Annotated in this window: 23 protein-coding genes; all 23 read right to left on the bottom strand. The window is 35.5% G+C overall.

The window, feature by feature from the left end; translation table 11 throughout:
• Positions 1-7: 7 nt before the first annotated feature.
• The 23 genes from HPY74_10505 to rimO all read right to left on the bottom strand — a co-directional run bounded on the left by HPY74_10505 (position 8) and on the right by rimO (position 21,425).
• Positions 8-1,084, bottom strand: coding sequence for a hypothetical protein (locus HPY74_10505; GenBank protein ID NSW91080.1), 1,077 nt, complete (start codon positions 1,082-1,084; stop codon positions 8-10).
• 52 nt (positions 1,085-1,136) lie between these two features.
• Positions 1,137-1,913: a ribonuclease HII gene (locus tag HPY74_10500; GenBank protein ID NSW91079.1), complete on the bottom strand. Its 777-nt coding sequence runs from the start codon at positions 1,911-1,913 to the stop codon at positions 1,137-1,139.
• Between the two features lie 29 nt (positions 1,914-1,942).
• Entirely contained in the window at positions 1,943-2,839 is an 897-nt protein-coding gene (gene ylqF / locus HPY74_10495) for a ribosome biogenesis GTPase YlqF (protein NSW91078.1), read from the bottom strand.
• Between the two features lie 28 nt (positions 2,840-2,867).
• Entirely contained in the window at positions 2,868-3,470 is a 603-nt protein-coding gene (gene lepB, locus HPY74_10490) for a signal peptidase I (GenBank protein NSW91077.1), read from the bottom strand.
• A 138-nt stretch (positions 3,471-3,608) separates the two neighbouring features.
• A complete protein-coding gene (gene rplS / locus HPY74_10485; protein NSW91076.1) occupies positions 3,609-4,016 on the bottom strand; it encodes a 50S ribosomal protein L19 in 408 nt (135 codons plus the stop codon).
• 155 nt (positions 4,017-4,171) lie between these two features.
• Entirely contained in the window at positions 4,172-4,909 is a 738-nt protein-coding gene (gene trmD / locus HPY74_10480) for a tRNA (guanosine(37)-N1)-methyltransferase TrmD (GenBank protein NSW91075.1), read from the bottom strand.
• A complete protein-coding gene (gene rimM / locus HPY74_10475) occupies positions 4,899-5,420 on the bottom strand; it encodes a 16S rRNA processing protein RimM (GenBank protein ID NSW91074.1) in 522 nt (173 codons plus the stop codon). The genes trmD and rimM overlap by 11 nt, the downstream gene beginning before the upstream one ends.
• Positions 5,421-5,498: 78 nt before the next feature.
• Positions 5,499-5,729 carry a KH domain-containing protein gene (locus HPY74_10470; GenBank protein NSW91073.1) on the bottom strand — a complete coding sequence of 77 codons (231 nt, stop codon included), beginning with the start codon at positions 5,727-5,729 and terminating at the stop codon, positions 5,499-5,501.
• A 29-nt stretch (positions 5,730-5,758) separates the two neighbouring features.
• Complete coding sequence (rpsP, locus tag HPY74_10465; protein NSW91072.1) at positions 5,759-6,004, bottom strand: 30S ribosomal protein S16; 246 nt, start codon at positions 6,002-6,004, stop codon at positions 5,759-5,761.
• 58 nt (positions 6,005-6,062) lie between these two features.
• Positions 6,063-7,406 (bottom strand): signal recognition particle protein, encoded by a 1,344-nt coding sequence (gene ffh, locus HPY74_10460; protein ID NSW91071.1) that lies wholly within the window; start codon positions 7,404-7,406, stop codon positions 6,063-6,065.
• A 47-nt stretch (positions 7,407-7,453) separates the two neighbouring features.
• Entirely contained in the window at positions 7,454-7,810 is a 357-nt protein-coding gene (locus HPY74_10455; protein ID NSW91070.1) for a YlxM family DNA-binding protein, read from the bottom strand.
• Between the two features lie 92 nt (positions 7,811-7,902).
• A complete protein-coding gene (ftsY, locus tag HPY74_10450) occupies positions 7,903-8,817 on the bottom strand; it encodes a signal recognition particle-docking protein FtsY (protein ID NSW91069.1) in 915 nt (304 codons plus the stop codon).
• A gap of 72 nt (positions 8,818-8,889) precedes the next feature.
• Positions 8,890-12,477 (bottom strand): chromosome segregation protein SMC, encoded by a 3,588-nt coding sequence (smc, locus tag HPY74_10445; protein ID NSW91068.1) that lies wholly within the window; start codon positions 12,475-12,477, stop codon positions 8,890-8,892.
• Between the two features lie 44 nt (positions 12,478-12,521).
• Positions 12,522-13,241: a ribonuclease III gene (locus HPY74_10440; protein ID NSW91067.1), complete on the bottom strand. Its 720-nt coding sequence runs from the start codon at positions 13,239-13,241 to the stop codon at positions 12,522-12,524.
• Positions 13,242-13,316: 75 nt separating this feature from the next.
• Positions 13,317-14,558 (bottom strand): beta-ketoacyl-ACP synthase II, encoded by a 1,242-nt coding sequence (fabF, locus tag HPY74_10435; GenBank protein NSW91066.1) that lies wholly within the window; start codon positions 14,556-14,558, stop codon positions 13,317-13,319.
• A 105-nt stretch (positions 14,559-14,663) separates the two neighbouring features.
• Complete coding sequence (acpP, locus tag HPY74_10430) at positions 14,664-14,891, bottom strand: acyl carrier protein (protein ID NSW91065.1); 228 nt, start codon at positions 14,889-14,891, stop codon at positions 14,664-14,666.
• Between the two features lie 103 nt (positions 14,892-14,994).
• Entirely contained in the window at positions 14,995-15,738 is a 744-nt protein-coding gene (gene fabG, locus HPY74_10425; GenBank protein ID NSW91064.1) for a 3-oxoacyl-[acyl-carrier-protein] reductase, read from the bottom strand.
• A complete protein-coding gene (fabD, locus tag HPY74_10420; GenBank protein NSW91063.1) occupies positions 15,729-16,673 on the bottom strand; it encodes an ACP S-malonyltransferase in 945 nt (314 codons plus the stop codon). Before fabD ends, fabG begins: the two co-directional genes overlap by 10 nt.
• A 16-nt stretch (positions 16,674-16,689) precedes the next feature.
• Positions 16,690-17,691 carry a ketoacyl-ACP synthase III gene (locus tag HPY74_10415; protein ID NSW91062.1) on the bottom strand — a complete coding sequence of 334 codons (1,002 nt, stop codon included), beginning with the start codon at positions 17,689-17,691 and terminating at the stop codon, positions 16,690-16,692.
• On the bottom strand, positions 17,678-18,691 hold the full coding sequence (gene plsX / locus HPY74_10410; GenBank protein NSW91061.1) for a phosphate acyltransferase PlsX: 1,014 nt from the start codon (positions 18,689-18,691) through the stop codon (positions 17,678-17,680). The genes HPY74_10415 and plsX overlap by 14 nt, the downstream gene beginning before the upstream one ends.
• 93 nt (positions 18,692-18,784) lie before the next feature.
• Positions 18,785-19,351 (bottom strand): transcription factor FapR, encoded by a 567-nt coding sequence (gene fapR / locus HPY74_10405; GenBank protein ID NSW91060.1) that lies wholly within the window; start codon positions 19,349-19,351, stop codon positions 18,785-18,787.
• A 132-nt stretch (positions 19,352-19,483) separates the two neighbouring features.
• The gene (pgsA, locus tag HPY74_10400; GenBank protein ID NSW91059.1) at positions 19,484-20,101 is read right to left on the bottom strand and encodes a CDP-diacylglycerol--glycerol-3-phosphate 3-phosphatidyltransferase; all 618 of its coding nucleotides are present in this window, start codon (positions 20,099-20,101) and stop codon (positions 19,484-19,486) included.
• The gene (gene rimO, locus HPY74_10395; protein ID NSW91058.1) at positions 20,085-21,425 is read right to left on the bottom strand and encodes a 30S ribosomal protein S12 methylthiotransferase RimO; all 1,341 of its coding nucleotides are present in this window, start codon (positions 21,423-21,425) and stop codon (positions 20,085-20,087) included. The genes pgsA and rimO overlap by 17 nt, the downstream gene beginning before the upstream one ends.
• Between the last annotated feature and the right edge of the window lie 327 nt (positions 21,426-21,752).

Below are 21,752 nucleotides of genomic sequence, written 5' to 3'. Positions count from 1 at the left end.
ATCTATTTCATATTTTAATGTCGATATTCAAATTTTCTTTATTTTCTATCTCTCCATTAATACCGTCTTTAATCCTAATTTTATTAGATTCCCTGATATTTGATTTTATATTTGCCAGGCGGTAACCTTTTTCCAGTAGATTAGCGTATATATATTTATAATTCTCTTTAAGAAAAGCCTGAACATCTTTATTCTCCACTTCTATGTCAATATATACTGTCGTTTTTTGTTTTAAAGCGATCAGCGATTTAAAATATCCCATATTTTCAAGTTGAAGTAATAAATAAGCACTCACATCATCACCATCAAGTGCATTTCTTTGTCCCTTCCTTTTTCTTTTCATAATATATAAATCCCCTGATGCAGTATTATCGGAAAGTTTTATTGGAATTTGAATATATATATGATTATTACTCATATTAGTAATATGCTCTAAGTCCTGCCTCAGTGAATTCATTAAACTTGCTGGCAATTTCGGCACAATTTCGGAATTTTTTTGACTATCTAAAATATCTATAAGTTTAATTAAAGCATATTTGACCTTCTCCAACCTGTTTTGCTTATATTTATCAAAGATATTGTTACCGGTATCATTAATTTTTGTATTATCAAGCCCAATATTATTTAACTGTATATCACTGAACTCAGCATTACTCGACTTTGGATCAATGACTTTAATTAAAGTGCTTATTAAACCTTTAATTTTATTTTCAATATTCACAGCATCAACAATAGCAACATTATCAGCATAAGCCGCATTATCTGAAATAGCATCAACATAAATACCATCATTATCAACAATTGTATCATTGTTATTGGAATAATCGCCAACCTTCTCCAGGACAATTTGTGCTGAATCACTCTTGGTAACTTTAAGTTCCAAAATCTCTCCCTTCTCTATGTTTACATCGGGGCTTACGGATGCTGTTACTATTTCACCGCTGAAAAATTTCAGCAGTGCTTTTGTCGGATATATTTCAACGACCTGTGCTTTTACTATACTGCCGGTACTTAACTTTAAAATATTAGTTTTTAAAATGCTTTCTGATGCAAGCTGTCCAGGAATTGAAACATCTATTCTCATATCACCGACCCTGGTCTATTATTTATTCTATACCTCAATTGATCATCAATTTTTATCCTTTAATAAACTTCTCAACAAAGCTTATTCTATGTATCGGACAAATTCCATATTTCTTTATAGCATCAATATGTTCTTTTGTACCATAACCCTTATTTTTGGCAAAACCATACAGAGGATATATTAGATCCATTTCTTCAATAATTTTATCTCTGGTTACTTTTGCCAATATAGAGGCAGCAGCAATAGAAATACTTAGGTTGTCTCCTTTTTCAATTACCTTCTGTTTTATGTTTATATTATCCAGGTAAACTGCATCTATAAATAATATATCGGGAACTGGGACCAAGTCTTTAACTGCTTTTTTCATTGCCAGTTTCGTAGCATTTAAAATATTTATTTTATCAATGCATTTTTCATCAACTATTCCTATGCCGTAGGCAATTGCTTTTTTCTTTATCTCGTCAAAAAGCCTTTCTCTCTGTGCAGGGGTTAGTTTCTTTGAATCTTTAAGATTTTCAATAAAAACGTCTTGAGGCAGTATTACAGCTGCAGATACAACAGGACCCGCTAGGGGTCCTCTCCCTGCTTCATCTATTCCTGCGATGTATTTTATTCCGTTACTGTACGCTTCCCGCTCAAATATGCACATTTCATCAAATCTTCTTTTTTCTTCTTCAAAAGCTTTCAATCTTTTTGTATATTTTTCTATAAGCCTTGTAATATTCAGAGTGCATCTATCTTTGATAATATATAAATATTCGAGGGCTTGGGATGGTTCAAGTCCGACTATTTCCTGTTCTATTTCTTTCAATGTAGGCTTTTTCGTCATATCGTTTTCTCACCTCTAATCTCTCATTTCTAATCCATAACATCCGGCTTCTCCAGTGTAATTCTACCAATTTTCCCTCCTCTGAATTCATCAAGTACAATTGCGGCAATCCGGTTCAAATCTACATTACCTCCGGATATAAGACAACCTCTGTTTCTGCCGGCACATACCAACAGTCGATAACCTTGCTGCACTTCATCACCTAAATTATTTATATCCGTCAAATTTTTTATATCCGTAATATCAAGTTTATACCTTAATTTCAAAAGTTCAGGGTAAGTTTTATTTAGTTTTTCCATAAGTTTAGATGCAACATCAACGATATCAATGACATCATCTTTAATAGCTCCTGTAAAAGCAAGGTTTAAGCCGACATTAGGATCATCAAACTTCGGCCATAGTATTCCGGGCATGTCTAACATCTCAATTCCTTTATCCAGCCTTATCCATTGTTTTTGTCTTGTTATCCCGGGTTTGTCCCCTGTAGCAGTCCTGGATTTGCCTGCAATTTTATTTATCAGGGAAGATTTGCCTACATTTGGTATACCCACTACCATAGTCCTTATTGGACGGTAAATTTTACCTTTCTGTTTTTCCCTTTCAATTTTTTCCTTCATCATTTCCTGAAGTATGGATTTCAGGCGGTCAATACCTTTTCCCCGAATTGAATCAATAAATACATTTTGAAATCCTCTGGCTCCATACCAAGCACTCCACTCTTGGGATAATTTCTCATCTGCAAGGTCTGCTTTATTAAATACCACTATTTTTGGTTTTGATTTTAATATTTTATCAATTTCAGGGTTTTTACTGCTGAAAGGAATTCTTGCATCGAGAATTTCAATAACAACATCAACAAATTTAAGGTTTTCGGAAACCATCCTTTTTGCCTTTACCATATGCCCCGGGAACCATTGTATATTCATTAATATCTCTCCTCATTTGGGATTATTCTTATTTTATTATTCCAAAATCCTTAATGGGCCATATTCTTAAAATTGCTTTTCCTTTAATTCTATCAAATTCAACAAATCCTATAACTCTGCTATCACGGCTGTTTTGCCTGTTGTCACCCATAACAAACACGGTGTTTTGAGGAACTATTTGGGGAAAATCCATTAACTGCTTATATGTTTCACCTTTGGCATATTCTTCTTCAAGCTTTTTGTCATTAACATAAACATGGCCATCTTTAATGTCTATTTTATCTCCCGGTACGGCAATTACCCTTTTAATGTAGTCAACTTCCATTGTAGATGGAAGAACCCTATTCAAAAAGTCCAGGTTTTTAAAAAAAGGTATATCTCCTATAAATCCCTTTTTGTATTGCAAAACTATAATATCTCCCCTTTCAGGAGGATGAAAAAAATAGCCTAATTTATAAATAATAAGCCTTTGTCCGTTTAAAAGAGTATCTTCCATTGATACACCGTTGACGATAACCGGTTCAATAACAAAACCTCTTATTAAGAGGGCAATTACTATTGCAATAATAAAGGTTTCTAACCATTTTAAAAATTCCAACAAACTATTTTTATTGTTTTTTGTGTTGTCCATGTCCTAATTCCTGCTTTATTAAAATATACAAAATATAATGTGATAATGCAATGTAAATAATAACAGATATATATAACACCATAAATAATAAATATAGCATACATAAAAGGGACCTTTGTCCCTTTTATGTATGCTATATTATTCATTTTCAATTTCTGTTTGAATTTCCAATCCAGTTGTATCTGCTTCTTTAGCAGATCTGCTTTGAAGTTTTTCTTTAATTTTGGCTGATTTACCAACTCTGTTACGTAAATAGTAAAGTTTAGCCCTTCTTACTTTACCTTTTCTTACAACTTCAATTTTGTCAATTTTAGGAGAGTGTAAAGGTAATATCCTCTCTACGCCAATACCATAAGATATTTTTCTTACGGTAAATGTTTCTCTCAGACCCGAACCTTTCCGCGCGATAACCGTCCCTTCAAAAACCTGTATTCTTTCCCTGTTTCCTTCTTTAATTTTCAAATGTACTCTAACATAATCGCCAATATTAAAATGCTGCAGGTCTGTCCTCATCTGTTCCTGTTCTATTGCTTTGATCAAATCCATTGTTTATCCTCCTTCCTTCCAGGACGTTCATGTAAAAGTTTTATACCTTTCTACAGCGGACCGCCCGTAAATTCACACGAAAAGTATTATACCACAACGATTTTGCCTTGTAAACTAATTTTTTTACATGTCAAAGCTATGGTCATCGTATATTTTTATATCTTTCCCTTTAATCCCTCTTCCAAAAGCCGCTTGTCCTCGTCATTCAGAACAAGCTTCTTAAACAAATCCGGCCGCTTCAAGTATGTCCTGACTAAAGCCTGTTGTCTCCTCCACTTGTTAATGTTGGCATGATGACCGGAAATCAATACTTCAGGTACTTTTTTACCTAAAAAACAGTAAGGCCTTGTATACTGCGGATATTCAAGCAGTCCATTAAAATGAGATTCATCCATATAGGCTTCTTCACTGGATAATACTCCGGGAAGGGTCCTGCTGATAGAATCAATAAGGACCATGGCAGGCAGTTCCCCGCCAGTAAGTACATAATCCCCTATGGATATTTCTTCGTCCACTATTTCTTCAATTATTCTTTCGTCTACACCTTCATAATGCCCACAAAGAATTACTATGTGTTTTAATTGTCTCAGCGCTTTTATTTTATCTTGCTCCAACACCTTACCCTGGGGGCTCATATAGACTAAATATGGTTTATAATCCAGGTTTTCTATAATCGAGAGGTAGGCATCATATATAGGCTGAGCCATCATAACCATGCCTGTCCCTCCACCATAAGGGTAGTCATCCGTTTTATTATGCTTATCCTTGGAAAAATCTCTAATATTTATTAGATTAATTTTAATTATACCTTTTTCCTGGGCTTTTCCAATAATACTTTCGCCCAGCACCGGCAAAAACATGCCGGGGAAAAGTGTCAAAACATCAAAAACCATCTTCTACCAGCCCTTCAGGAAGTAAAACCCACATCTTTTTGTCTTTAATTAAAACTTTTTTTACAACGCTTTTTAAAGCCGGTATTAGTATTTCCTTTCCGTTTTCGGCTTTTATAACATATACATCATTGCTTCCTGTTTTTATAACATCATCTAGTATACCTAATTTTCTACCGTCACTTTCTTCGTATACAGTACAGCCTATTAAATCACATATGAAAAATGTGTCTTCAGGTAATTTTACTGCATGCTTCCTGTCTACTTTAACGAATAATCCTTTTAACAATTCAGCTTTATTCATGTCATTTGCTTCTTTAAATTTCAGTATAACAGTATTTCCGGAAATCCTTATATTTTCAATGTTATACTTTTCAATAAAATAGTGGTTGCCAACATACACCCATTTTAGTTTATAATATCTCTTGGGGTCGTCTGTTAAAGGTATTACCTTGACCTCTCCCCTAACTCCATGAGTGCTTACGATTTTCCCAATTTCGAGATATTCGTGCAAAAACAACACCGCCTTTTTGTGAAAAACCCCCCGTTAATTTTGGGGGGCTTTTTTAAAGGTTTTGCTAGTTTTGGTCAGTTATTGAATAATTTCTACAACAACTCTCTTGTTCTCTTTTACTGCTGCTGCTTTCATAACAGTCCTTATCGCCTTTGCTATTCTTCCTTGCTTTCCAATTACTTTCCCCATATCATCAGGGGCAACTCTTAATTCAAGTATTAATGACTTTTCTCCTTCCACCTCATTAACAGAAATCTTATCGGGATTATCAACAAGTGCTCTGACTATGGTTTCAAGCAGCTCTTTCATTTTTTATACCTCCTGTATTTTGTCCATTTTTATTGGATAATATCTAGCTTTTTTAAAAGTGCTTTTACTGTATCGGTAGGTTGTGCACCATTTTTAATCCATTTTAATGCTTTCTCCTTGTCAATATTTACTTCTGACGGATTTGCAACAGGATTATAATAACCTATTTCTTCAATAAACCTCCCGTCCCGGGGAAACCTTGAGTCTGAAACAACAATCCTGTAATGCGGATTTTTCTTTGCGCCTATTCTCTTTAACCTTATTTTTACAGCCAAAATTATCACCTCCTGTTAATTTAAAAACTTTAAAATCTGAGAAACATTTTTGTATCCTCTAAAAGGGCATGCGAAAATTTCCTATACCCTTTTTACCATATTTACCTATATTATCCAAATTCCTTATCATCTTTTTCATATTTTCAAAATCTCTCAACAACCTGTTAACTTCCTGGATAGAAGTACCACTTCCTGCAGCTATCCTTTTTTTCCTGCTGTAGTTAATTATCGAAGGATTATTTCTCTCCTCTTTTGTCATTGAGTTTATTATAGCCTCCATATAGACAAGCTTTTTTTCGTCGATTTGCATATTGTTCATAGCCTTTGGAGTTACTCCAGGTATCATGCTGATAATCTGGTCCAAAGGGCCCATTTTTTTCAACTGTTGCATTTGTACCAAAAAATCATCAAGTGTGAATTGTTGCATTCTGAGCTTTTTTTCCATCTCAAGGGCCTGTTTTTCATCAAAGGCTTCCTGCGCTTTTTCAATCAGGCTGAGTACATCACCCATTCCAAGAATTCTTGATGCCATACGATCAGGGAAAAAGGGTTCCAGATCATTCAGTTTCTCTCCTACCCCGACAAATTTTATAGGCTTTCCGGTCACAGCTTTTACAGATAATGCTGAGCCTCCCCTGGTGTCTCCATCCAGCTTAGTAAGTATTATACCATCAATACCTATTCTTTGATTAAAACTCTCAGCAACATTAACCGCATCCTGCCCTGTCATAGAATCAACAACAAGGAGTATTTCCTGAGGTTTCACGGTATGTTTTATATTTATAAGTTCATCCATCATTTCTTCATTTATATGCAACCTACCTGCGGTATCAATAATTACCAAATCATATTGTTTTACCCTTGCATATTCTATGGCTTCTCTGGCTATCTTTGCAGGGTCCTTTTCATTTTCTACAGTAAAAACAGGTATGTCCAATTGTGCCCCAACAACCTGGAGCTGTTTAATAGCTGCTGGCCTATAAATATCACATGCTACCAATAAAGGATTTTTACCCTGCTTCCTAAGCAAATTTGCTAATTTACCGGATGTGGTGGTTTTACCGGATCCTTGAAGCCCTACCATCATATAAATTGACGGAGGTTTTGAAGAAAATGTTAATTTACTTGGAACCTCTCCCAATAACTTAATTAATTCCTCATGCACAACTTTTATAACCTGATGACCTGGAGTAAGACTTTCTAAAACTTCTTGTCCAACTGCCCTTTCAGATACTGTATTTATAAAATCTCTTACAACTTTGTAATTAACGTCAGCTTCCAGCAGTGCCAATTTTATATCTCTTATCATTGCCTTTACATCTTTTTCAGTAACTCTTCCTTTACCCCGCATTTTATTTATGGCTTCCTGCAATTTGGACGATAAATTTTCAAATAACGCCATTTTACAACTCCTTCCAAAAGCTTAAACCTCATATTTACTTATATAATCTAAATGCATTCTATTAATTCCTTCAAATAGTCTTTAATAACAAGTAATTTTTCCTTATCTTCACCAATCATATCCTTTGTATTCATATCTTCAACAATATCCATTATCTTTTCTGCAATAGATTTTTGTCTAAAATGCTTTGCTAAAAGGCCCAACTTTTCTTCAAAATTAACCAAAAGGGTCTTTCCTCTTTTTAAGTTATCGTAGACACCCTGCCTGCTTATACCCAAATGTTCAGCTATTTCTCCCAGTGAATAATCATTGTTATAATGCATATCCAGTATTTCATACTGGCGCTGGGTTAACAGCTGGCCATAAAAGTCCAATAACAATCCGATTTCATAAATATTTTTCATTAATATTCACCAATTAAAAATAGGTGTAAAGCATTTATACTTTACACCTATTTTAGAATGTTTTTCTCCTCTTGTCAACAACTTTTTTGTTTTTATGTCTCGGAAAACAATGCCTCCACAAACTCCTGTGCATTAAATTGCTGTAAATCTTCAATTTTTTCTCCCACTCCAATAAACTTGACAGGTATGCCCAATTTCGATTTTACAGCTACAATTATTCCACCTTTAGCAGTACCATCTAACTTTGTTAATACTATTCCGGATACATCTGTTGCTTCGCTAAAGACTCTTGCTTGTGAAATAGCATTCTGTCCCGTGGTGGCATCTAATACCAGCAGGGTTTCACGGTTTGTTCCGGGAAGTTCCCTTTCTATTATCCTAATTATCTTTTTCAGTTCTTCCATTAAATTCTTCTTTGTATGAAGTCGGCCTGCCGTATCGCATATCAAAACATCAGCCTTCCGGGCTTTTGTTGCCTGTATTGCATCGTATACGACTGCTGCCGGGTCTGCTCCTTCCGTGTGCTTAATAATTTCTGCGTCTGCCCTATCTGCCCATATTTCAAGCTGTTCTATTGCGGCAGCCCGAAATGTATCTGCTGCGGCAAGAACAACCCTTTTACCTTCTTTCTTTAAATTAGCTGCTATTTTTCCAATTGTAGTTGTCTTGCCAACACCGTTTACTCCTACAACAACAATAACTGAAGGGGAAGTGTCCAATCTCAAGCCGGAATTGTCGTCTCTCAGGATAGTTATTAGCTCTTCCCTGAGCAAATTCTTAATCTCTTTAGGGTTTGTAATTTTCTTTTCTTTTACTCTAGCCTTTATGTCCCCAATAATTTTTAGTGTTATGTCTATTCCAACATCCGAAGCTATAAGTATATCTTCCAGTTCTTCAAATAAGGCTTCATCAATTTTCCCAAAAGAAGCCAATAAATGGTCAACTTTTTCAGATATTCCTTTACGTGTTTTTTCCAGTCCTTTTTTTAACCTTTCAAAGAATGCCATAATTAAATTCCCCTGTCCTTTCTTATTCAGTAATTCTCCTTTTTGTGCAATAAAAATTTGCTTTCATAATATTTATCCAACCTTTTCGCTATCGTTTTTTTCGTTTATTTTCATTGAGACAACTTTGGATATCCCCTTTTCCTGCATTGTTACACCATATATTGCGTCTGATACTTCCATAGTACTTTTTTTATGGGTAATAACTATAAATTGTGTCCTCGAGGAAAGCTTTTTTATATACAAAGCAAATCTGCTTACATTTGCTTCATCCAGAGAAGCCTCAATTTCATCCAATACGCAAAAGGATACAGGTTTCAGCAGTAAAATTGAAAACAAGAGCGCTATTGCGGTAAAAGCCCTCTCGCCGCCGGATAACAGCATCATATTTTGCAATCTTTTGCCGGGAGGCTGCGCTTCTATCTCTATACCGCTTTCAAGCACATTGTCTTTATCGACAAGCCTAAGGTTTGCTGTTCCTCCGCCAAATAATTCTTTAAAAACCATATTAAAATTTGTATTTATTAAATTGAAGTTTTCAATAAACTGCTCTTTCATCTGTACGTCAATTTCGTGTATTATTCTTTTCAACTTTTCAACCGAGTCTTCCATATCAGCCTTTTGTGCAGTTATAAAATCAAAACGCTCTTTAGTTTTAATATATTCATCAATTGCATTAATATTTATGTATCCCAGTTCTTTTATCCGGTTTTTATACTCATTAATCTCTTTTTGGGCTTTGGCCATGCTTCCGATATCCTTTTTAAACTCAAGTGCATTGGTATAAGTTAATTCATACTCATCCCACATCCTGTTTTGTACTGCTTCAAGTTCAGATTCATCCTTTGCTTTTTTAATATTGAGCCTGCTTAATTCCTCGTTTAATAATACAACGTTTTTTCTTATATCTTCCAACAATTGAGCAGTTTTGCCCAACTCTTCTTCAATTGCTTTTCTTTCTTCAATTATCCTGTCAATTTCAATACTTTTCCCTGTTTTTTGTTCATTGTAGGCCTTTATTGAATTTTCTAATCCCAGGTTTGATTCCTTTATTAATTCAATTTCTTTTTCTGCCTTTTCTTTTTCATGGTTTTTACACGAAATCCTATTCCCAATTTCTCCTTTTTCTTCTATTAAACTTTGGATATTCTTTTTAACATTATCAATGCTTTCCTTATAAGAGTTTACCGAGATTTTATAATTAGTAATCTCAGCCAATATAACATCTCTTTCAGACAAATTTTTGCGCTGGACTTCCTGATGCTTATCTATAGACTCTTTAAGTTGAATTATCTCATTTTCAATTTTTTGCTGCTCATTTTCATATTTTTTCAGTTCCTGGTTTATTTCTTCTTCTTGCCTTGAAATTTGTGCATATTCTTCTTTCAACATTTCTCTTTTGGCATTCCGGTTTTTTATATTTTCATTTATATGGGAGAGCTGGCTTTCGCAGCGTAGCTTGTCCATTTCTTTTTCTTTCAGCGTAGTTTGAATGCTTTGAATTTTTTTTGAAGTATTATCCACATCATTCTGTATCAAGTTGATATTGTTTTCTACCGTTGACAGATTGACTTCCAATTTATCCGTATCTTCTTTCAATTCCAATATTTCCCTCGCTCTGCTTAGGAGTCCATGAGAATATGTGTCTTTACTCCCTCCCGATATAGCTCCGGAAGTGGCAAGAATATCTCCATCCAATGTTACTATTCTAAAAGCATACTTAAACCTCTTTGCTAAAGCAATTCCCGTATCAAGATTTTCAACTACTGCAACTTTGCCTAGCAAGCTTAGTATAATGCTCTCATATTTCGAATCGCATGTTACAACATCAGAGCCTATACCTAGGAAACCCTGCATTTTTTCAGCCTCATTTATAATACCCTGTTCCATGTATTTTCCCTTAACTGAAGTCATAGGGAGAAATGTAGCCCTTCCCAAATTGTTTTCCTTTAAAAATTCAATAGCTGCTTTTGCGTCCTCTTCAGTATCAGTCACGATATTCTGAATTGCACTTCCTAATGCTATCTCTATTGCCGTTTCATATTTTTTATCAACAGAAATAAGTTGCCCCAAAGCCCCCCTTATGCCGTTCCATAACGAGGGCATCTTTTTGCAAGACTGAAGAAAATTTTTGACAGTCTTATTATACCCTTCCAGTTTATCTTCCATTTCCTTTAGCATTTTATACCTGGAAGTCTTTATTTGTATTTCTGATTTGATAAAATCCCTTTTTTCTTTTTCAGTCACCAGGTCTTTATCCAGTTTCCTTTTTAATTCTATAAGCGAATTCAATGAGAGCTTGTTTTCCTCTATCTCATCCATTAAGTCATTTATTCTTTCCTCTAAAACAGCTTTTTTACTCTTCTCTTTTTCTATGTCTTGCGTTATTCTGTCAACTTCACAATTAATGCTTTTCTTTCTTATCCCGATATTCTCTATATGGCTTCTTATATTACCAACCTGCAACTTTTTATCTGATAGCAAATCAAGCTTTTCCATGAGTTTTGCTTTCATTGTTTCCAGTTGATTTTCAGATTCATTAAGGGCACATGCCATTTCTTCCAAGGATTTCTCTTTCATTTCAAGATTAGATAATGCTTCTGTATATTTTAGCTTTAATTCTTCCAGGTTATTCTCATAATCTTTTGTATTTTTTTGTATATTACTTAATTTTTGTTCCAGTTGGGATGTTTCATTGCAAATTTTAGCAATACTTTCCTTGAGATTATTAATTTTTTCATTGTTCAGGTTTATTTCACCAAGGGCTTTCTCGTAGTTCGCTTCAAGAGTATAATATTCTTTCCTGGAAGCATCTAGGTTTTCTTCAAGTCGTTTTAACAACCGGGATTTTTCAATATTTTCCTTGTTAACTTGCTCTGCTTCGGCAATAAGCTTGTTTTTATTTTCAAACACAGTGTTATACTCTTCTTCACTTTTCCTTATCCTTTCTCTAAGTTTTGCTATAGTGTCAATATAAACATTTATTTCAAGTTCTTTTAGTTTATCCCTTAAAAACAAGTATTTTTTTGCTGTTTCTGCCTGCTCTTTTAAAGGTATTAACTGAAATTCCAATTCATTCAATATATCTTCAATCCTTAGAATATTTTGCTTTGTCAATTCAAGCTTTTTTCCCGCTTCCTCTTTTCGTACCCTGTATTTCATAATGCCTGAAGCTTCCTCAAATATATGACGCTTATCTTCAGACCTGGCACTTAATATCTCATCTATTCTTCCCTGCCCAATAATTGAATAACCGTCCCGACCTACTCCTGTATCAAGGAAAAGATTATTTATATCCTTAAGACGGCAAGGGGCTTTGTTTATAAAGTATTCGCTCTCTCCCGACCTGAATATCCTCCTTGTTACCGTAATTTCCGAAAATTCCAGAGGCAATATTTTATCAGAATTATCCAGTGTCAATGACACTTCGGCAAACCCAAGGGGTTTTCTAAACTCTGTCCCTGTAAATATTACATCTTCCAGCTTACTTCCTCTTATAGCTTTCATGCTTTGTTCCCCAAGGACCCACCTTATTGAATCTGCTATATTACTTTTACCGCAACCATTTGGCCCTACAATAGAAGTTATACCCTTGTCAAATAACAGTGTAGTCCGTTCCGGAAAAGATTTAAAACCCTGTATGTCAAGTCTTTTAAGGTACAACCATAACACCTCATCCCCACGTTAATTACCTTAAGCAATAACTCTCAACCACCTAATCCCAACCTTGTTAATGCATCTTTTGCCGCATTTTGTTCCGCTTCTTTTTTACTTTTTCCTTTTCCCATACCCATAACTTTGTCTTCAATTTTTACTTGTGTGATAAATGTCTTGTCGTGGTCCGGACCTTTTTCGTCCAGCACTTCATATGAAATTCTTTTTTCTCCGCTACTCTGTATAATTTCCTGGAATTGTGTTTTATAATCCAGATAGTCTTCCCCTTTTATAGCATCTTCAATTACCTGTTTCATAGTGTTATTAATAAATTTCCTTGTGCTTTTTATGCCCCCATCTACATAAATTGCCCCGATTAAAGCTTCGAAAGCATCTGAAAGGATGGAAGGCCTGGACCTTCCTCCTGTTAACTCTTCTCCTTTTCCCAGGAGCAAATATTTTGATATATTAATCTTATTTGCACATTTTACAAGAGACGCTTCACAAACAATTATAGAGCGTGTTTTCGTCATTTCCCCCTCATTTAGTTCCTTGTGTTTTAAATAAATCCTTTCACTGATAATAATATTAAGGACTGCATCTCCCAAAAATTCCAGGCGTTCATTACTCATTAACTTCAATTGCTTGTTCTCATTAGCAAATGAACTGTGTGTCAACGCAAGTATTAAATTCTCTTTGTTTTTAAACGAATATTTTATTATCTCTTCAAAATCCGACAAATTATTAATCAGTTTTTCAATTGTATTCTTCATGCTCCCTCCGAATTATCCACGCTGAAAGTAATGTCACCTATTTTTGCATTATACCTGTTTTATATTATTTGTTTGCTATGCACCTCTATATTTCTTGAATACAAGAGTGGCATTATGTCCACCAAAGCCTAACGAATTAGACAAAGCATACTCAATATTTGAGGTTCTTCCTTCATTAGGTACATAATCAAGGTCACATTCCGGATCAGGAGTTTTGTAATTAATTGTTGGAGGCAAAAAACCCTCCTTCAATGCAAGAATTGTTATTATTGCTTCTATTGCTCCAGCGGCACCCAAAAGGTGTCCTGTCATTGATTTGGTTGAGCTTACGGCAAGTTTTTTTGCATGTTCTCCAAAAACGGATTTTATAGCCATTGTTTCATATTTATCATTGTAATAGGTAGATGTACCGTGGGCGTTAATATACCCAATATCTTCAACGCTAATCCCTGCATCTTGAATTGCCAGTTTCATGCATCTTGCAGCGCCTTCACCTTCAGGCGCAGGTTGCACAATGTCATATGCATCGCAGTTACACCCATATCCTACTATTTCGCCAAGTATGTTTGCACCCCTTTTAACTGCGTGCTCAAACTCCTCGAGTACAAGAATACCTGCTCCTTCGCCCATAACAAAGCCATCCCTTTCAAGATCAAAAGGCCTTGACGCTATTCTAGGATCGCTATTGGAAGACATGGCTTTCATTGAGCAAAAACCTGCAAAAGAAAGAGGAGTAATTGGTGCTTCAGTTCCTCCTGTTATCATAATATCCGCATCTCCCCGTTGTATTACTTTAAAAGCATCTCCTATGGAATTAGTCCCTGTAGCGCAAGCTGTAACTACACACTCATTAAAGCCTTTGGCTCCAAACTGTATTGCAATACGCCCCGATGCCATATTGGCAATCATCATCGGTATGAAAAAAGGACTTATTCTTCCAGGCCCTCTTTCAATAAGAGTCTTGTGCTGTTCTTCCAGGGTTTCTATTCCACCAATGCCGGAACCGATAATAACTCCCATACGTTCTTTATTTATTTGAGCTGTAACCAACTGAGCTTCCTCCATAGCCATTTTTGTTGCTACCATGGCAAACTGGGTATATCTATCCATTCTTTTAGATTCTTTTCTATCAATAAAATTATTTGGATCAAAATTCTTAATTTCCGCTGCAACCTTTGTTGAAAAGTTTGAAACATCAAATTTTGTAACAATATCTATACCACATTTTCCTTCTTTAATTGATTTCCAAAAATCATGTATATTTAGTCCTAAAGAATGCACAATTCCCATTCCTGTTACAACCACACGCTTCTTCATCGAATTAACCTCCCTTTTGTGCAAGTTTATCAATGTAACTTTAATACAATGCTGCTATAATGTCAACATACTGCAATATAAAAAAAGTCCCGTACGGGACTTTTTTTATGTGTGATTTTTAATGTATTCTACAGCATCACCAACCGTTGTTATTTTTTCAGCATCACTATCCGGAATTTCCAGTTCAAACTCTTCCTCCAAAGCCATAATCAATTCAACAATGTCCAGGGAATCCGCCCCCAGATCATCTATAAAGGAAGATTCCATTGTAACATCGTCTTCATCAACACCAAGTTGTTCAACAATTATCTTTTTTACAGTTTCAAATACCATAACCCTCACCTCCTTCCACAGCACTATAAAGTCAGTGGAAATTTTTAATATAATTCCTCTTAAAATTAAATAATAGCAAAAATCACCTTCTGTAAGAATATTATTACATTACCAAGCCGCCGTCAATATGAATTACCTGACCGGTAACATAATCCGAATCAGGAGAAGCCAAAAACCCAACAACATTTGCTACATCTTCCGGTGTCCCAAACCTTCCTAACGGTATATTATTAAGATAATTTTCTTTTATTTTTTCAGGCAGTACATCGGTCATCTTGCTCTGTATTAATCCTGGAGCAACAGCATTACAAGTAATTCCTCTTGAAGCAAGTTCCTTGGCAGTTGACTTAGTAAGTCCAATCAGTCCCGCTTTTGATGCAGAATAGTTGGCCTGGCCAGGATTACCCATAACACCCGCAACAGAAGCGATATTTATTATTTTCCCTCTTCTTTGCTTTATCATGATTTTAGCAACCGCCTTTGTGCATAAAAATGCCCCTTTTAAATTAATGTCAAGGACATCATCCCAATCTTTTTCAGACATTTTAATAATAAGGGTATCTTTTGTTATACCTGCATTATTAACCAGGATATCTACACTGCCGAAGGCTTCAACGGCTTTGTTGACCATATTTTCGACATCTTCCTGGTTTCTTACATCACCCTTAGTAACCACCACATTGTACCCCTGAACTCTAAACTCCTCAGCTGTAGAATCTATTGCATCTGATGATGGAATATCGTTTAAAACAATGTTTGCTCCCATTTCCGCCAGTTTGAGAGCTATTGCCTTTCCCAATCCCCTTGCGGAACCGGTAATTATTGCGGTTTTCCCTTTTAACTGCATTTTTTCTGTACCCCCTTTAAAGTTTCCTTAAGAGACTCAATGTTTTCAACATTGAACACCGCGACATCCTTGTTTATCTTTTTAACAAAGCCTGACAATACTTTGCCCGGCCCGATTTCTATGAAGGTATCAACTCCATTTTCAATCATTTTTCTCACCGAATCTTCCCAGAGCACGGGGCTGCTTACTTGTTTTATCAAAAGATCTTTGACTAATGCTTTATCTGTTATATATTGAGCATTTACATTACTTACAACGGGTATTGACATATTATTTACTTCTACTTTTTCCAGTTCAAGAGCAAGTTTTTTACCTGCAGATTCAAGCAGGCTACAATGAAACGGAGCACTTACCTTAAGAATTACAGTACGTTTAGCACCTCTTTGGCTACATAATTCCATTGCCGCCTCAACTGCTTTTACTTCTCCTGCTATTACAACCTGTCCTGGGCAATTATAATTTGCCGGTTCTACAATACCCTCTTTTGAAGCCTCAATACAACATTCAGCCACAATATTATTCTCAAGGCCGATTACGGCAGCCATAGTGCCAACACCGACCGGTACTGCTTCCTGCATGTATTTTCCTCTTTTTCTTACTATACGTGCAGCATCCTTAAATGAAAAAGTACCTGCCGTAACATGTGCAGCATATTCTCCTATGCTTAAACCTGCGGCAACATCAGGTTTAATGCCTTCTTCAAGCAACGGTTGCATGCAGGCGATACTTGTGGTTAATATAGCAGGTTGAGTATTTTCGGTAATTTTCAGAGCTTCTTCATCACCTTCAAATATCATTTTTTTTATGTCAAAACCCAGTGCTTGTGAAGCTTCATCAAAAACTGCATCGGATTTCTTATATTCCATGGCAATATCCTTACCCATTCCAATGTATTGAGCTCCCTGGCCTGGAAATATAAATGCAATTTTTCCCATTTTAATTATAACCTCCTTATTTTACCCATTTTATCAGAGCAGATGCCCATGTAAGTCCTCCGCCGAAGCCTACTAAAACTATATTGTCTCCTCTGGATATCCTGCCTTCCCTGACTGCTTCATTTAACGCGACCGGTATTGAGGCGGAAGAGGTATTTCCATATTTATGGACATTGGCATATATTTTGTCTTCAGCTATTCCGAGACGTTTTAATGCTCCGTCGATTATCCTTATATTAGCTTGATGTGGAATAATCAATTTTATGTCGTTTATTGAAAGTCCTGAATCTTCAACAACTTTTTCTGTTGCTTGAGCCATAATTCTAACAGCAAATTTGAAAACCTCACTGCCGTCCATCCAGATTGTCATCTTGTTTTCCCTGGGTCTTTTTGCAGCATCCTCCTCACTTATATAACAACATGGAATTGTGATATTATGTCCGAGATTTCCATCGGCACCTATGTATGTATTGAGTATTCCAGAACCCTTATCGGTAGGGCCAACAACCACTGCTCCCGATGCATCACCGAAAAGGACACATGTGCTTCTGTCTTTCCAATCAACCACTCGAGATAGACCTTCACAACATACAATAAGTATATATTTGTAATAACCTGTACGAATAAACTGATCTGCAACAGCCAAACTATAAACAAAACCTGTGCATGCAGCATTTAAATCAAAAGCTGCTGCATTAATAGCGGATATACCCCTTTGAATAAGGCATGACATGGAAGGGGATAAATAATCCGGTGTATCTGTGGCTACTATTATCAGATCCAGTTCTTCAGGTTTAATGCCTGAATCTTCCAGAGCCTCTTTTGAAGCTTCTATTCCCAGTTGGTGCAAAGGCTTATCCTTATCCAGAATACGTCTTTCAGAGATGCCTGTCCTTTTGGTTATCCATTCGTCTGAAGTATCAACCATTTTTTCCAAATCAAAATTGGTTAATACTTTTTCAGGAATACTTTTCCCCGTTCCAAGGATTCCGGCTGCTTTCCATTCATGTCCCGACATTTCTTACCTCCATACAACAAATTTCCCTTTTGATTTGTTCCATAATAGAGCTTTTTGCAAAATTATACGCCCGTATTACTGCATTTTTTATTGATTTTGCATTGGAACTGCCATGGCATTTAAAGACAGTCCCATTTATCCCTAAGACAGGCACTCCTCCGTATTCTTCATAATCTAAACGTTTTTTAAATTTTCTTAGTTCTCCTTTTACAAGAATAGATGCAAGTTTCGAAATTATATTCTTAGAATAAACGTCTCTTAAACCGTCAAAAATAAATGATCCTACGCCTTCCAGGAACTTTAACAACACATTTCCTACAAAACCATCACACACTGCAACATTAATTTTACCTTCAGGTATTTCCCGTCCTTCAATGTTTCCGACAAAATTAAGATTTGAATTTGAAAGCATGTTAAATGCCTGTTTTATCGTTTCGTTTCCTTTTCTCTCTTCTGAACCTACATTTATTAAACCTACTGTAGGATTTTTAATATTGAAAATTTCACGCATATAGATTGTACCTATGATACCAAACTGGAGATAGTTTACCGGTTTGCACACCGTATTAAACCCTGCATCTATCAGCAGTGCTCCACCTTTTTTTGTAGGAATTACCGGGGCCAGGGCCGGCCTGTCTATACCCTCTAAACGTCCCAGTATAAGGGTTGCGCCGGTCATCAAAGCACCCGTATTTCCTGCAGAAATGAATACATCGGCTTTATTCTCCTTAAGAAGACTTAACCCCGCAACCATTGAAGAATCTTTCTTAAGTTTAATTGCTTTTGTTGGTACATCTTCATTTGTAATAACCTCACTGGCATGAACAATATCAATCCTGGAGCTATTAAATTTACTTTTTTCCAAAATTTTTCCAATCTTGCTGCTATCCCCTATAAGTAAGACTTTAAAGCCATTTTCCTCTTTTATAGCTTTTATACAACCTTCTACAATATCATCAGGCGCATTGTCGCCACCCATTGCATCAACAAGTATAATCAAAACATTCACTCCCTAACAAATATATAATCCTGTAAAATTTAAATATTCCCTTTTAACAGAATATTTATTAATATAATCATTTTAATAATCAAACTATATTTTTTCAAGGGATACCAGTATAAATTTTCCTCTAAATACCTCCGCCTGTTTCTGCATTATTTTTACCCATACAATATAATTATTACCTCTTACCTGGCGGACTTCAGCTTTAGCTATCAGCTTACTTCCTGCATAAACAGGAATTTTATATTTTATGTTTGCTACCCCAACAAGAGCTACATCGGCATCAATAACTGCAATTGCAAGAGATTCGGCAAGAGAATAAATAAAATGCCCCCTTACTATTTTTGTTTTTTCAAATGCCATGTTCTGGTTTGTCTCAAGAATGGAAATACCATTTTTCCCTAAATTCAATTCAATTAATTCTCCTACAATTTCCTTACTGCCTAAAGATTTCACTTTTCTATGATTTTTTTCAGCAACATTTTTTATACGTTCTCTAAGCTCAGGAATCCCTAGTTCCAGTCTGTCAAGGCGTATAGTAGGCACACTAACGGAAAATATTTCTGCTAACTCTTCATCTGTTAAAAAAGGGTCAGAGTTAATTTTATCTAAAAGAATAACCTGCCTTTCCTTTTTTAACAGAGTTGATTTGCCCATTAAATAACCCACCTCGCATAAAATTATTACCAGCTACTAATTTCTAATATTAACAGTATATTATAAATCTAATTTTAATGCAACAATTTCCTTTAATTCTCTTTAATAAAAAATATATAAATATTATATTAATTATTCATCATTTTGAATAAACTTAATATTTTTCACAAGGTAATCATAACCGGAATAAATAGTAATAATTACTGCCAGAAACATTGTATACCTGTCAAGCCTAAATTGGGTAAAGTAGCTTATGGGGAAATTTTGAAGTAAAGTAGCAGAAATGGCAATAATCTGTACTAAAGTTTTTGCTTTTCCCAGTTTGCTTGCTGAAATAACTGTCCCTTCTCCTGCAGCAACAAGCCTTAAGCCCATTACTAACAATTCTCTTCCAATAATTATAATAGCAGTCCAGCTTGAAATACTGCCTCTTTGCACCAGGGCAACCAGTGCGGCTGTAACAAGAAGCTTGTCGGCAACAGGATCCAAAAATATGCCAAACTTGGTTATCTGCTTGTTTTTTCTTGCTATGTAGCCGTCAATGCCGTCGGTACTTGAAGCTACTATAAATATAATTGCAGCAATATAGTGCCCAAATTTCATAATAAAGTTATTAAGAGCCATCAACTGTGGGGCAATTGCTCTTAAAACGCTATTGTTTATTACCCAATCGGGAAATGGTACAACAAATATCATAAAAATAGGGACAATTAATATTCTTGATAAAGTAATTTTATTGGGTAAATTCATTTTCTACAACTCCTATTAAATCATAATCTTCTGTATTTAGAATTCTTATATTAACAAAACTGCCCATCTCAAGGGGATAAGTACTGGTAAAGTATATCAGCCCGTCAATGTTGGGTGCTTCTGAGTAGCTTCTACCATAATAAAATATACCGTCGTCAGCTACACCTTCAACCAATACGGTATATATTTTATTAAGCCTCCCTTTGTTTATTTCGTTTACTATTTCTTTCTGTAAGGACATTATGTTTTCATACCTTTTCTTCTTTATAGCTTTTTTAACTGCGCCCTTAAGTTTTGCAGCAGGAGTACCTTCTTCCTTCGAATAAATAAAAACACCCAGTTTTTCAAACCTTAATTCTTTAACTGAGGACAATAGGACATTGAAATCTTCTTCGTCTTCTCCGGGGAATCCTACTATAAGGGATGTCCTTATAACAATACCCGGTATTCTGCTTCTTATTTTATTTATAAGGCATTTTATATCTGCAATGCTTCCTCTACGGCCCATCCTTTTTAATATCTTATCGCTGGCGTGTTGTATCGGTATGTCAAGATATTTGCATACTTTGGGGTTTTCTGCGATTTCTTCAATAAGCCTATCATCTATTTCATCAGGATAACAATAAAGGATTCTTATCCATTCAAGACTATCAATTTTGCCAAGTTCCTTTAAAAGGTCGGCCAATTTCCTCTCGTTGTAAATGTCTTTACCATATCCGGTTGTATCCTGAGCCACCAAAATAATTTCCCGGGCTCCGCATTGGACCAAATAATTTGCTTCGTCCAATATATCCTCAAAATTTCTGCTTCTATATTTGCCTCTTAATGAAGGTATTACACAATAAGTACAGCAATTATCACAACCGTCAGCAATTTTGAGGAATGCATATCCTTTAGGAGTTGATATTACTCTTTTTTTCCCTATATATTTACAAAATCCCGGTTGGCTGTACAGGACCGGTTTGTCACCTTTATAAGCCTTTTCTATAACTTCACAAATTTTATCATAGTATCCGGTACCGATAATACCATCAACTTCAGGAATCTCTTCAATTATCCGGACATTGTATCTTTCCGCCAGGCAACCTGCAACTATTATAAGCTCACAGCGAAGGTTTTTCATGCTTACCAAATCCAATATGGTATTTATCGATTCCTGTTTAGCTTCGTCAATAAAACCGCAGGTATTAACAATAATTATATCGGCTTCTTCTTGTTTGCCGACAATTCCGTAACCCTTCTCTTTCAAAAGTCCCAACATAACCTCGCTGTCAACCAGATTTTTAGGGCAACCAAGGGATACTATGCCAACATTCTTATTCACATGTCTTATTGTCAAATAATTCACTTCCTAATTCTTAAGGCTCGTAACGAGAGTTCTTGAATACAACTGGCATAACATATTAATACATTAACTAGTTTAGCACCAATTCTATTAATTAGCAATATTTGTTTAAAGGTTTTTATTTCTGGGCGCATTTTCTTCTCATGACCCATTATATTCCAGAAACGGTGCTCCAGGCCTCTAGAGCCTGTAAATTCACTTCGGGGCAAATCAAACTCGCAAAATAATTTGAATAAAATTTAATAGCACATCAATGTAATTATTTTGCTCATACAGTTGATTTGCTTATCCCTCGTCGGATTAACA

The organism is Bacillota bacterium (assembly GCA_013314855.1).
In the GTDB taxonomy this organism is placed as follows: Bacteria; Bacillota; Clostridia; order Acetivibrionales; family DUMC01; genus Ch48.
Note: the sequence above shows the minus strand (reverse complement) of the source record. Positions and strands in the feature narration are given on the sequence as shown.